Here is a 12,809-nt window from a genome sequence, read left to right as displayed (position 1 = left end):
CATGCGCATCACCGCCGGTGACGTGGCCGCCCTCGAACGCGGGGTGGCCCTGCTCGGGTCCGGCGGTGGCGGGGACACCGTCACCGCCGCCGTGCTGCTGCGCCGGCTGACCGAGGGCGGCCGGGAGCCCGAGGTGTCCGCGATCGGGGAGCTGGCGCCGGACGCGCGGGTCGTGCCGGTCGGCGTCGTCGGCGCCACGGCGGCGTTCACCGAGAAGCTGCCCGGCGGCGACGAGTTCGCGGCCGCCGTGGCCGCCGTCGAACGCTGGACCGGCGAGCGCGCCGACGCGCTGATGTCCATCGAGATCGGCGGCCTCAACGGGCTGCTGCCGCTGGTCGTCGCCGAGCAGCTCGGGCTCGCCTACGCCGACGCCGACCTCTCCGGCCGCGGCCTGCCCCGGCTCGACCAGTTCTCCGTCGCGGCGACCGGCCGCGGGATCGCACCGGCCGCGCTGGCCGAACCCGGCGGCCAGGTGGTGGTGCTGGCGGCCGGGTCCGACGCCGTCATCGAGCGGGGGACCCGCGCGTTCCTGGCCGGCTCCGGCGGCTGGGCGGCGTTCGCCCTCGCCCCCCTCCCGGCCGGTGAGCTGGCCGCGTGCGCGGTACCGGGGACGACGAGCGGCGCCCTCGCCCTCGGCCGCCGCGTGCTGGCCGCGGGGGAGAGCCCGGGGCGCGCGGCGCTCGAAGCGGCGTTGGCCGGCTCGGTGCTGGCCCGCGGCCGGGTCCTCGAAGTGACGCGGCACGTGGGGCCGGGACAGCACGGCAGCCCGGGCTTCGGGCGTGGCAGCGTCACGCTGGCCGACCACCGCGACGGCGCGCTGCTGCGGCTGGAAATGGAGAACGAGTACCTGCTGGCGCTGCGCGACGGCGCTCCGGTGGCGTCCACCCCGGACGTGCTGTCGGTGCTCGACCACCGCACCGGCGTGCCGGTGTCGTGCGACGCGATCCGCGCCGGCGTGGAGGTCGACGTGGTCCGCCTGGCGGCGGCACCGTTCTGGACCGACCCGCGCTGGCTGCCGGTGGTGCGCCCACGCGCGTACGGCATCGACTGCGACCCGGTGGGCCTCCCGTGAGCCCCCGGTCCCCGCAAGCACCCCAATGTGGCGTTGGGTGCGTCCAGCGCACCCAATGTGGCGTTCGGTGCGTTCAACGCACCGAACGCCACATTGGGGCGCAAGTGAGGGGCGCAAAGTGAGGGGGCGCGGGTGAGCTTGCGGCGGGTGCTCGCGTTGCCGGGCTGGGCGGCGCACGTCCGGCTGCTCGCCGGTGCGGCCGGACTCGACCGTCCACTCGCGACGGTTCAGGCCACTTTGGACGCCTCCCGCGCGCCGGAGGCGGGCGAGCTGACCGTCGTCGTGCGACCGGTCGCCGGGACGGACTGGCGGATCGACGCGCTCCTGCGCCGCTGCGCCGACGCCGGGGCGACCGCGGTGCTGCTGCCCGCAGCCGCGCCGCTCACCGCGTCACGGCTGCTCGCCGATCGGCTGGCCGTTCCGTTGCTGGGTACCGATGCGTCGCCGCTGGACCTGCTCGTCGAGGCCCGGCTGCTGCTCGCGGCACCCGAACTGGACCGCGCCGACCTGCTGCTGGCCACCCACCGCGCGCTCGGCGACCGGCTGCGCCCGCCCGAAGAGGTCGTCGCGGTGCTGCGGCGGCTGCTGCGCTCCCCGGTCGCCGTGCTGGACGACCGCGGGGTGCCGCTGGCCGGCGAAGTCACCGGGCGCGTCCGGCTCGACGAGCCGGTCCCGCAGCGGACCGAGCTCGACGACGGCGTGCTGGTGGCCCACCCGGTGCTGCTGCAGCGGCCGGCGCTGTGGCTGGCGGCCGAGCTGCGGGGGACCGAAGCCGCGCGGGCCGACGTCGTCCCGCCCGCGCTCGCCGTGGCGGCCGGCGTGCTGCAGCGCTGGCTGCTCGCGAACCGGCTCGAACTGGAGCGCGACGCGCGTTCGCGCACGGCGTTGCTCGGCGACCTGCTGCGCCTGGACACCGAGCCCGGCGCGGACCTGCGCCGCCGCGTCGCGGACGCGGGCTGGCGGCTCGGCGGCTGGCACGTCGGGCTGCACATCGGCGCCCCGGCGGCGGTCGACACGGTGGCCCGCACCCAGGACGTGGTCCGGGCGCTGCGGGCGGAGGACGTCGAGGCGGTGGTCGTCGAGCACGGCGACGGCTGGACCGGCTGGGTCACCTTCGACCACGAGCCGACCGCGGCCCGGGTGCGGTCGCTGGCGACCCGGCTGCAGGCCGCGCACCGGACGCTGCGCCTGGGCGCGCACATGGGCGTCGGCCGGCCGCACGCGCGCCCGGACGGCCTCGCGGCGACGGTCGCGGAAGCCCGCGACGCGGCCCGGCTCGCCGCGACCCGGCCGGAAACCGGGCACTTCCTGCACGTCGACCAGCTCGGCATGGCCCAGCTGCTGCTGGAGTGGACCCGCACGGACACGTTCGAACCGGCCGCGCGGGCGCTGATCGCCCCGCTGCTGGACGCCCCGGGCGACCTGGTCCGCACCCTGGCGGCCTACCTGGACGCGGAGTCGTCGCTCGCCGAGACGGCCACGGTGCTGGGCGTGCACCGCAACACCGTGGCCGCGCGGGTGGCGCGGATCTCGCAGCTGCTCGGCGTCGACCTGTCCCGCCCGGACGAGAGGCTGGCGTTGCACCTCGCGTCCCGGGCGGTGACGCTGGAGTGACTAGTCGTCGTCCCCGCCGCCGGTGACGTTGCCGATGCTGGCGGGCACGCCCTTGATCATGTCGACGACGGTCTTGCCGGCCAGGCCCGACTTGCCGAACCACGGGTCGGTCATGACCTTGATGGCCGACTCGAACTTTTCGGCGCCTTCCTTGCCGAAGAGCTTGCCGAGCTCGTGCACGGAGAAGTTGCTGATCTTGTCGAACTTCTGCATGATCTCCGGCGTCACACCGTCCACTTGGGACAGCTTGTTCTTGATGACGTCGGTCATCTGATCGGTGAACGGCTTGTGCGGCTTGGGATCCGGGGCCGGCGCCGGGTCCGGTGTGGACGACGACGGCGTGGAGTCCGGCTTCGGCTCGGGCGTGGTGTCCGGCTTCGGCTCCGGCTTGGGTTCCGGGGTCGCCGACGATGACGAGGGCGCGGGTTCGGGCTTCGGCTCGGGCTTGGGCTCCGGGGTCGAGTCGGGCTTGGGCTCGGGCTTGGGCTCCGGGGTCGAGTCGGGCTTGGGCTCCGGAGTCGAGTCGGGCTTGGGCTCGGGCTTGGGTTCCGGGGTGGCCGAGGACGAGGACGGCGCGGGTTCCGGCTTCGGCTCGGGCTTGGGCTCGGGGGTGGTGTCGGGCTTGGGTTCCGGCGTGGCCGAGGACGGGGTGGTGTCGGGCTTGGGCTCGGGCTTGGGCTCCGGGGTGGTGTCGGGCTTGGGTTCCGGCGTGGCCGAGGACGGGGTGGTGTCGGGCTTCGGCTCGGGCGTCGTGTCCGGCTTCGGCTCCGGGGTGGTGTCGGGCTTGGGTTCCGGCGTCGCCGAGGACGGCGTCGTGTCGGGCTTGGGCGCCGGGGTCGTGTCCGGCTTCGGGGCCGGGGTCGTGTCCGGTTTCGGGGTGGGCGTCGGGGTGAGGCTGCTCGACGGGGGCTTGGCGCCCGCCAGGTCGTCGCCCGCCTTGCCCATCTTCGTCAGGGCCTGGAGCAGGTCGCCGAGCTTCTTGGCGAGCTGGGCCAGCTTCGCGCCGATCTTGCCCAGCGCCGTGGCCACCGTGCCGATGGTCGTGCCGATGAAGATGGCGATCGACGCGCCGAACGTCACCGGGGCCAGTGCCGCCGCGATCAGGGCGCCCTTGATGATCGTCGCGAGGAGCATCGCGATCAGGTCGCGGAGGATGCCGCGGAAGGCACCGACGATGCCGCCCGCGATCTTCATGTTCTTGCCGGCCTGGTCGAGGTACCAGCCGAGGGAGCCCAGCTGCTCGGTGACCGCGTCCATGTCCTTCTTGAACTGGTCCGCGGCGTTGCCGCTCCACTCCTTCAGCAGCGTGTCGAGGGCCTGCTGGTGCTGCGTCGACCACTCCTCGAGCTTCTTCTTCTCCGCGGTAAGCGCTTCACTGGCCGCCGCGATGCCGATCGGATCGCCCATCAGGATGTCCAGCGGCCAGCGCAGGATCGTGATGTGCTCGATGAGCCAGCCGATCCCGGCCGTGAGCAGGCTGCCGATCGGGTCGAGCACGAGACCGATGGTCTCCAGCGCCATGCCCGCCGAGCCGATGCCGATCGCGACCTTGTCGTTTTCCTTGACGGCCTTGTCGAGGCCGATCGCCGCCTCGAAGAAGCCCGCGCCGGACGACGCGTTGTCGCTGTTGAACAGCTCGGAGCCGTGGAGGCTGACGTCCTTGCTCTGGTAGTCGTCGCCCACTAGTCGAACCTCACGATCGAGTTCACGGCGTCCTCTTCACCCGACTGGTAGCGCTTCGCGGCCTCGGTGACCTTGTCGGCGAACTCGCCGATGGTCTTCGAATAGGCGTCGAACTGGTGGCGCGCCTTGTCCGTCCAGGTGCTCGCGCCCGCGGCCATCAGCTGGCACGCCGGGTTGATCCCGAACATGCCGGGGTCGCAGACCATGCCGCCGACGAGGTCCGAGGTGCTCTTCAGGTTGCTCTGCAGCTCGTCGAGGTGCTTGCCGAAGGTGGCCAGGGGCTCCGAAGAGACCTTGAAGCCGCCGCCGCTCACCAGGGGTTCGATTCGTCGTCGAAGTGGTCGTCGGCCGGGGGACGGCGACGCGGGGCGGCCGGCGGCGCGGGCGGCCCGGACGGGCGCGGCGGCGCGGGCGGGGCCGGCGGCGGGGTGCGCTCGGGCTCGGCGTTCTCCGGGGCCGCGAAGTCGCCGTCCGGCGGCGGGTCCGGCGGCAGGAAGGACCGGACCATTTCGGTCGACTCGCCGTCGCCGTTGATGGTCGCGAAGGAGTCGGCGACGGCGCGGGCGGTCTGGCGCTGCGCGTCGCGCACCGCGCCCATGATCGCCTTGGTCAGCCGCGCCGGACCCAGTTCGCACGCGCGGTGCCCGAGCTCGAGGTTCGTCAGGGCGCCGTTCGGGGCGAGCGTCACGGTGACCGCGCCGTCGCGGGTGCGGACCGTGGCCCCGGCCGCGGAAATCGCTTCGTTCAGCGCCGCGGCCTTCGACTGCATTTCCCGGACCTGCCGTTCGAGCAGCAGCTGGAAGTCTTCACCTGGCCCCAGGTTCGGTTGCACGAATTCGACTCCTCGAGACGGGGATCGGGCCGGCGCCCGTGATCCGGCCAGGCTAGCGCACCCCGGACGTTCATCCGGTGCTAGCCGGGGATATGCCTGGATGACTCCCCGAAGTTGCCCGCGAATGCCCTCGATCGGGTTGACCCGGTCCGCGCTCCGGGTTGCACGATCGAGTCATGACCGAACTGGACGACTACCGGCCGCTGGGCCGTTCCGGACTGCGCGTCTCACCGCTGGCGCTGGGCACGCTGACCTTCGGCACCGGCCCCCTCTGCGCCGACGACGACACCGCCCGCAAGGTCTTCCGCGCCTACACCGAGCGCGGCGGCAACTTCGTCGACACCGCCGACAACTACAGCGCCGGCCGCAGCGAGGAGCTGGTCGGCGAGTTCCTCCGCGACGTCGACCGCGACGACGTCGTGCTCGCGACCAAGTACTCCGGGCCCGGCTTCCGCGACGGCCGGCCGCACTCCGACCCCCGCCGCCGCAGCAACGGCCGCAAGAACATGGTCGCCTCGCTGGAAGCGTCGCTGCGCCGGCTGGGCGTCGACCACGTCGACCTGTACTGGCTGCACATCTGGGACGGTTGCACCCCGGCCGAAGAGGTCGTGGCGGCGTTCGACGACCTCGTGCGCGCCGGCAAGATCCGCGCGGCCGGGCTCAGCGACGTCCCGGCGTGGTACGCGACGAAGGCCGCGATGCTCGGCGGGCCGCCGGTGACGGCGCTGCAGCTGGAGTACTCCCTGATCGAGCGCGCGATCGAGGCCGAGTTCGTGCCGCTGGCACGGGAGTTCGGCATCGCGGTCCAGCCGTGGGGCGCGATCGGCGGCGGTTTCCTCACCGGCAAGTACACCCGCGACGGCGAAGGCACCGGCCGGCTGGCCGGTCCGGGCGACGCCGGTTTCCGCGCCTTGCCCGAGACCCGCTGGGCCGTGCTGGACGTCGTCCGCGAGGTCGCGGCCGAGGTGGGCGCGACCCCGGCCCAGGTGGCCCTGCACTGGGTGACCCGCCGCCCGTCGATGCCAGCCCCGCTGATCGGCGCGCGGTCACCGGAGCAGCTGGCCGAGACGCTGGGCGCGTTGACGCTCGACGTGACCGAGGCCCAGCTGGACCGGCTGACCGAGGTGAGCGCACCGGAACTGCCGTTCCCGCACGGCATCCTGGCGAAGCTCAACGCCGGGCTGCCCGGCTAGCCGCGGCCGTGGTGGCCCTCGTCGGCGACGGTGTCGGCGTGCGGCGCTCCGTCTCGGCACGTCACGACCGAGACGTTCTCGGTTCCGTCGTTCTTGAACTTCACCGACGCAGTGGCGGCCGGGCCGCGGGCGACGTCGTCGGTGCGGAAGCCGGGGGCCGGGCTCCACGACAGCAGCTCGACCTGGTTCCCGGTGCACTTCGCGACCAGGCTGCCGCCGGGGACGGACAGGCCACGCGGTTCGGGGGCGCTCGGCGGCGGCGTCGTGGCCGGCGGGACCGGTGCGGAGGTGCTCGCGGGCAGCGTTTCCAGGGCGCGGGCCACGTCGTCGGCCGAGAGTGGCTGGTTCTGCGGGCCGAGGATGCCCGCGCCGACGACGTCGAGGGCCACCGTGCCGACGCCCGCGGTCGCGGCGGCGGCCAGCAGCCAGCCCGCCGCCATCAGCACCCCGCGCCGCTTCATCCGTCCACTGTGCCATCCGGGCGGGTTAAAGCGCGGCTAAGCCGACGTTAGCGTTCGTCCGGAGCCCGGCGAAGCGGCTTCGCGTGTGTAGCCTCCCGAACATGGCGACCGTGCTGCTCGTCGAGGACGATCCGACCATCCGCACGGCCGTGCTGCGCGCGCTGACCGAGCGCGGGCACGCGGTGACGTCCGCGCCGACCGCGATGGCCGGGCTCCAGGCCGCCGTCACCGACCGGCCCGACGTCGTCCTGCTCGACCTGGGCCTGCCCGACCTCGACGGCCGCGAGGTGCTGCGGATGGTCCGGGCGGTCAGTGCCGTGCCGATCATCGTGGTCACCGCCCGCGGCGCCGAGGACGAGATCGTCCGGCTGCTCGACGCAGGCGCCGACGACTACGTGGTCAAGCCCTTCGGCGGCGCCCAGCTCGACGCCCGGATCCGCGCGGTGCTGCGGCGCAGCGAGCCGGAGGAGGTGTCGGCGCCGGTCGTGGTCGGCGGCTTGAGCGTGGACGCGCGCACCCGGCAGGCGTCCCTCGAGGGCGAGCCGCTCGACCTCACCCCGCGCGAGTTCGACCTCCTGCACTACCTCGCGAGCCGGGCGGGGACCGTGGTGAGCAAGCGCGAGCTGCTCACCGACGTCTGGAAGCTGCCCTACGCCGGCGCCGACAAGACCGTCGACGTCCACCTGTCGTGGCTGCGGCGCAAGCTCGGCGAGACGGCGCAGGAACCGCGGTACCTGCACACCGTGCGGCGGGTCGGCGTCCGGCTGGCCGAGCCGGGGGCCGGCGCGTGAGGAAGCGGCTCGCCGTCCTCGTCGCCGCCGCGATGAGCCTGGTGCTGGTGGCGTTCCTGGTGCCGCTGGCGATCTTGCTGAAGTCGGTCACCGCGGACCGCGCGGTCACCGCCGCCACGGCGAAGGCCCAGTCCCTCACGTCCCTGGTGGCGACGGCGGGGACCGCGGCGCTGCGGCCGGCGGTCGACCAGCTCAACACGGCTTGCGACGACCGGGGCCGGGGGCTCCGCCACCCGGAACCCCCGAAAGAATGTGCCGGACATCCGGTCACCGTGTTCCTGCCGGACGGCACCGTGCTGGGCGCGCCCGGCCCGCGCACCCCCGGGGTCACGCTGGCCGCGGCCCAGGGCAGCAGCCTGACCGTCGAGGGCGACGACGGCCGGGAAATCCTGGTCGCCGTCCAAGGGCTGCCGCGGGGGACCGCCGTCGTGCGGGCCTTCGTCGACCGGGCGGAGCTGACCCGCGGGCTGGGCGCGGCCTGGCTGGTCCTGGCCGGGATCGGGGTGCTGCTGCTGGCCCTGGGGGTGTTCGTCGCCGACCGGCTGGCGCGCTCGATCGTGCGGCCGGTCCACGAGCTCGCGGCGGTTTCGCGCCGGCTCGCCGACGGTGACCTCGACGCCCGCGCGCGGCCCGGCGGCCCGGGGGAGGTGCGGTCGGTCGCCGCCGCGGTGAACCTCCTGGCCGCCCGGATCCGCGACCTGGTCCGGCAGGAACGCGAAGCCGTGGCCGACATCTCGCACCGCCTGCGGACGCCGTTGACCGTGCTGCGGCTGGACGCCGAGGCGCTGCGCGACCCCGAGGAAGCGGACCGGATCACCGGCCACGCCGAAAGCCTGGAGCGCCAGGTCACCGCGCTCATCGACCAGGCGCGGGCGCGGGACGCGGCGCCGGGGGCGTGCGACGCGGCCCTGGTCGTCCGCGAACGGGCGGACTTCTGGGCGGTGCTGGCCCAGGACCAGGACCGCGTGGTGACGGTGGCGATCGACCCGGGTCCGCTGCCGGTCGCGGTCGGGGAGACCGAGCTGGCGGCGTGCCTGGACGCGTTGCTGGGCAACGTCTTCGCGCACACCCCCGAGGGAACGGCCTACGCGATCCGGCTCTCGGCGACGCCGGCGGGCGCCTCCCTGGAGGTCTCGGACGAGGGGCCGGGCTTCGACGACGTCCCGCGCGGCGCGAGCGGCGCCGGCTCGACCGGGCTCGGGCTCGACATCGCCCGCCAGACGGCGCGGGCGTCCGGCGGGACGTTCACGGTGACCCGCGCGCGGCCGCACGGCGCCCGGATCGCGCTGGAGCTCGGCGCGGCGTTAGGGATGCCTTAAGGTGCGGGCAGCGCGCCGCTAGCGTCCGGTGCGTGAAGCTCTTTTCGTTGACGGACAACGGAAGGAACGCACATGCGCAAGATCCTGGTGATCGCCGCGGCCGGTGCCGCGCTCGCGGTGGGCGGCACGACGGCGGCCCTGGCCCAGTCCGGCGCCGACGACGGGCGCCCCCCGACCAGCACCCCCTCGAGCTCGGCGACGACCACGGACTCCCGGCCGAGCAGCACGCACGACTCGGGCGACGACCACGGTGGCCGCACCACCTCGAGCAGCTACCCGTCCCGCACGCACGACCTGGGTGACGACCACGGCGGCCGCACCGCGGAGCCGGGCGACGACCACGGGCGCCACGGCCGCGACCACTGACCCGGCTCGCCGAACGCCGTGAACGACTCTTTCACCACGTCCGACGCGGTGAAAGAGTCGTTCACGGCACCGGAACCGCGCTGGTCCACAGTGGACCGACCAGGCGAAACCCGTCAGCCCACCGGCACCCCGCGCACCTGGACCGGACCGCGGGTCGGGTCCAGCTCCACCGCCTGCTCGACCCCGGCCGGCGTGAGCACGTCGAACGCCTTCGGTGCCGTGGCCGGGTCCGCCGCGCACACCGGGGCCGTGCCGCCCGCCGCGCACAGGCCGAACGTGTACTGCCCGGCCGTCGGCGTGAACGGCCGCGCCTGGTCCGGGGAGTTGCCGTCCTGGCCGGTGAGCACCACCGCGAACGTCCAGCCCGGGCCCGGCGTCCCCAGCGCGGACTTCGCGACGCTGACCGTGATGTATCGCGTCGCCTGCGAAGCCTGCACGGACGGCGAAGCGAGCGAAGCGCCCGAAGCGTCGACGAGCGCCGGTTCGGCGAAGCCCTGGACCTCGATGCGCCTGCTCCAGGCGTCCTGGGCCGCGATCGTGTACGCCCGGCTGGGGAACGGCGGCGCGGTCGACGTCGCCGTCGCGGCCGGGTCGTGCGCGTAGATCGTCAGCAGCTGGGCGCCCAGCGGCGAGCCGAACGTCGGGGACAGGTCACGGAGCTGGGCGCGGAACACCAGGTTCGGCCCCGAATCGATGACCTGGAAGCGCTGCAGGTCGAACGCGCCGGCGTGGAAGTCGCCCGCCGTCGGGTAGGTGAACGTGCCCGGGCCGTTGTCGTCGCCGTCCGGGTCGGTCGTGTCGAGCAGGACCGTGCCGGTGACGAAGTCCGAGCTGATCGTCTTCTGCGCGTACCCGGTGCCCGCGCCGGTCGCGGCCGCCGTGACGACGTTCGCGCCGAGCGGGGTCGGCACGGTCGCGCGGAACGTCCCCGCCGCCGACGCCCGGGTCGACAGCACCGTCGTCGTCCCGGCGTCGGTGGCCGACACGGCGAGGTCGACCCGGCTGCCGGCCGGTGCGGTGCCGGTGACCTCGGCCGTCGCGGCCGACACGGACGCGGGCGCGTCGAGGGTCACCGCCAGTGCCGCGGGCGGCGCGTGCGAGACGTACCGGGCGCGGACCTCGGCGGGCTGCTCGGGCAGCCGCCCGTCGTCGAGCGCCCTGGCCAGCCGCACCGACTGCGACTGCGCCCAGCTCAGCGGCGCCACCGAGCCGACGGACCGGCCGGGGGTGAAGCCGATCGACGCCGTCCGCGGGTCCGCGCCGTACGGGGACGCGGGCAGCGCCGGGTTCTCCCAGATCTGCTCGGGGATCAGCCCGGTGCCGCCGGTCTGGGCCCGCATCGCGCGCAGCAGGGCCGCCGCGCCCGCCCGGTCGCCGGTCTGCACGGCGTGCTCGCCGCGTTCGCCGGCCAGCACCGGCCACAGGTGCCCGGACCCGGTGTTCGTCGAGGGCCACGGTGCCCCGGTCGGGCCGCAGTTCGTCGGGTCCGGCTCGTAGCAGTCGCCGTAGCCGTCTTCACTGCCCGCCGCCGAAGTGCCGTAGCGGTACCAGCCCGGCCCGGCGGGGGTGTCCTTCTTGATCACGCGGTCCACGACGGCGAGCGACGCGGCGACGTCCGGGTCGTTCGCGGGCAGCACGCCGAGGCGCGGCAGCTCGAGGAACCCGGCGTCGACGACCGCGCGCTGGTCGGCGTCGACCGAGCCGTTGCCGAGGTTGTAAATCCATTCGGAGTCCGGATCGCCGTTCTTGGTCAGCCGCAGGAAGTACCGGCCGCCGTACGGGCCGTTCGACGTCACGGTCCAGCCCTTGATGCCGCGCTGGAAGTGGTCCGCGGCCGCCCGGTAGACGTTCGCGCGCGCCGGGTCGCCGTTGCGGTCGGCGATCACGCCCGCGGCGACGAGCCCGGCGATCTCGGCGGCGATGGTCGAGGGGGAGTAGCCGCCCTGTTCTTCCCAGCGCTCGGAGCCGAACGCCGGCCCGTGCGCGACGACGAAGTCCGCGGCGGCGCGGATGTGGTCGGTGTACAGCGTCCGATCGCGGTCCAGGCCGGCCTGCAGCGCCATCAGGATCGGGTACGCGCTCTCGTCGAGCTGGTCGCCGCCGGAGTCGGGGGCCTTCTTCCCGTTGAGCATGGAGTTGCGCGGGAACCGGCCGTCCGGCTGCTGCTGGCGGGTGAACAGCCAGCGCACGCTCGCCCGCGCCGTTTCGCGGTCGCCGGCCGCGAGCAGGCCGGAGAAGCTTTCGTAGAGGTCGCGGGCGAAGATCTCGCGGTAGGACCCGAAGTACACCGGCTTGCCGCCGGGGGCGTCACCGGCCGAGACCGCTTGTCCCCACGGGCTGCCGAGCGACGCGACCACCGCGCCGGGGAACGTCTTGTCCTCACTGGCTTTCAGCACGTTGACCGACTGGAAGTACGCGTCGGAGTCCTTGCCGCGCACCGGGATCAGCCCGTTGTCGTAGTCCCGCCACTCGCGCGCGTACCGGCGGAGGCTCTGGTCGAACGGCGTGCGCAGGCTCGCCCCGGCCGTGCCGACGGCCGCCCGCGCGTCGGCGCCGAACCCGAGCGCCAGCACGGCGGGCCGGCGCGGCTGCAGATCCAGCCGCGCGGTCTGCACCACGTTCCCGTTCACCGCCGACGGCGTCGTGTCGGTGAGCCGGTGGTCGCGGTCCAGCTGCGCGAGCCCGTCGCCCGCGGTGCCGGCGAACCCGCTGGACGTGGCCAGGAACCGGCGGTCGGCGCGCAGCGCGGCGGCCAGCGGCGTGCCGTAGTCGCGGGCCGGGGCGCTGGAGACGGTGTTCGCGTCGGCGCTGACCAGCGCGCTCGTCGCCGCGTCGACGGTGGCGGTGTCCCCGCCGCCGTTGGCCGGGCCGCCACCGCCGTTGCCGTTGATGCTCGCGTCGTACCGGACGTAGACCTGGAGGTCGCCGCCGGCGCCCCGCAGCGGTTCGAGGCGGGTGCGGATCAGCACGCCGGTCCGGGCCGGGTCGGCCAGGTACTCGGTGACCAGCCGGTACTTCCCGCTGCGCGCGGTCGACGTCACCTCGCAGGCCATCCCGCCCGCACTCGTGCGGACCGTGTAGGTCATGTCGCGCGCCTGCAGGTCGGTGAAGCTGCGCCCGTCGGTGACGGCGAACTGCAGCGACTCGACGTTCGTGTTGTCGATCACCGGTGCGTAGACGTCGGACAGCACGCCGCCCGCCACCGTGAACCACGCCTTGCTCGCCGAGTTCCGCGCGGTGCCCAGGCAGTCCTTGCGGGCCAGGCCGAAGTGCGAAACCGCACCCGGCCCCGGCGCGGGCGCCGCGGCGGCCGCCGGCACGGAGAGGAGGGGCGCGGCCAGCACCGCGCACAGCACCACGGACCACGTCGACCGAGTCATCCGCCCATCCGATCACGGCGGGCGCACCATGCACCAGGGCCGAACGCAGCAGGGAAAGTCGTTACCCGCGATTGAGATATCGAACCGGTGGGTAGCAA

General features: G+C 74.3%; 11 protein-coding genes. 6 read left to right on the top strand and 5 right to left on the bottom strand.

Annotation, left to right across the window (positions count from 1 at the left end; genetic code table 11):
- Nucleotide 1 precedes the first annotated feature (1 nt).
- Entirely contained in the window at nt 2-1,072 is a 1,071-nt protein-coding gene (locus AB5J73_RS43400; protein WP_370965195.1) for a DUF917 domain-containing protein, read from the top strand.
- Nucleotides 1,073-1,204: 132 nt separating this feature from the next.
- Nucleotides 1,205-2,686, top strand: a complete 1,482-nt coding sequence (locus tag AB5J73_RS43395) for a PucR family transcriptional regulator (RefSeq protein ID WP_370965193.1) — start codon at nt 1,205-1,207, stop codon at nt 2,684-2,686.
- On the opposite strand, the gene AB5J73_RS43390 is transcribed toward AB5J73_RS43395, so the two are convergent.
- Genes AB5J73_RS43390 through AB5J73_RS43380 form a run of 3 tightly spaced genes read right to left on the bottom strand, consistent with a single transcriptional unit; the run spans nt 2,687 to nt 5,201 of the window.
- Nucleotides 2,687-4,369, bottom strand: a complete 1,683-nt coding sequence (locus AB5J73_RS43390; RefSeq protein ID WP_370965191.1) for a hypothetical protein — start codon at nt 4,367-4,369, stop codon at nt 2,687-2,689.
- Nucleotides 4,369-4,683, bottom strand: coding sequence for a hypothetical protein (locus tag AB5J73_RS43385; RefSeq protein WP_370965189.1), 315 nt, complete (start codon nt 4,681-4,683; stop codon nt 4,369-4,371). The genes AB5J73_RS43390 and AB5J73_RS43385 overlap by 1 nt, the downstream gene beginning before the upstream one ends.
- On the bottom strand, nt 4,680-5,201 hold the full coding sequence (locus AB5J73_RS43380) for a YbaB/EbfC family nucleoid-associated protein (protein WP_370965187.1): 522 nt from the start codon (nt 5,199-5,201) through the stop codon (nt 4,680-4,682). The genes AB5J73_RS43385 and AB5J73_RS43380 overlap by 4 nt, the downstream gene beginning before the upstream one ends.
- 176 nt (nt 5,202-5,377) lie before the next feature.
- On the opposite strand from AB5J73_RS43380, the gene AB5J73_RS43375 reads away from it, so the two are divergent.
- Complete coding sequence (locus tag AB5J73_RS43375) at nt 5,378-6,394, top strand: aldo/keto reductase (protein WP_370965185.1); 1,017 nt, start codon at nt 5,378-5,380, stop codon at nt 6,392-6,394.
- On the opposite strand, the gene AB5J73_RS43370 is transcribed toward AB5J73_RS43375, so the two are convergent.
- Nucleotides 6,391-6,855 carry a hypothetical protein gene (locus tag AB5J73_RS43370; RefSeq protein WP_370965183.1) on the bottom strand — a complete coding sequence of 155 codons (465 nt, stop codon included), beginning with the start codon at nt 6,853-6,855 and terminating at the stop codon, nt 6,391-6,393. The two genes, AB5J73_RS43375 and AB5J73_RS43370, sit on opposite strands and share 4 nt — an antisense overlap.
- A 101-nt stretch (nt 6,856-6,956) precedes the next feature.
- Between AB5J73_RS43370 and AB5J73_RS43365 the strand changes: the two genes are divergently transcribed.
- The 3 genes from AB5J73_RS43365 to AB5J73_RS43355 all read left to right on the top strand — a co-directional run bounded on the left by AB5J73_RS43365 (nt 6,957) and on the right by AB5J73_RS43355 (nt 9,331).
- Nucleotides 6,957-7,646 (top strand): response regulator transcription factor, encoded by a 690-nt coding sequence (locus AB5J73_RS43365; protein ID WP_370965181.1) that lies wholly within the window; start codon nt 6,957-6,959, stop codon nt 7,644-7,646.
- Complete coding sequence (locus AB5J73_RS43360; RefSeq protein ID WP_370965179.1) at nt 7,643-8,965, top strand: sensor histidine kinase; 1,323 nt, start codon at nt 7,643-7,645, stop codon at nt 8,963-8,965. Before AB5J73_RS43365 ends, AB5J73_RS43360 begins: the two co-directional genes overlap by 4 nt.
- A 72-nt stretch (nt 8,966-9,037) precedes the next feature.
- On the top strand, nt 9,038-9,331 hold the full coding sequence (locus tag AB5J73_RS43355; protein WP_370965177.1) for a hypothetical protein: 294 nt from the start codon (nt 9,038-9,040) through the stop codon (nt 9,329-9,331).
- A gap of 113 nt (nt 9,332-9,444) precedes the next feature.
- On the opposite strand, the gene AB5J73_RS43350 is transcribed toward AB5J73_RS43355, so the two are convergent.
- Complete coding sequence (locus AB5J73_RS43350; RefSeq protein WP_370965175.1) at nt 9,445-12,711, bottom strand: glucodextranase DOMON-like domain-containing protein; 3,267 nt, start codon at nt 12,709-12,711, stop codon at nt 9,445-9,447.
- Nucleotides 12,712-12,809: the final 98 nt, after the last annotated feature.

The sequence above is a fragment of the Amycolatopsis sp. cg9 genome (assembly GCF_041346945.1).
GTDB lineage: Bacteria > Actinomycetota > Actinomycetes > Mycobacteriales > Pseudonocardiaceae > Amycolatopsis.
The sequence above is the reverse complement of the archived record's forward strand: the minus strand, read 5'-3'. Positions and strand labels throughout refer to the sequence as shown.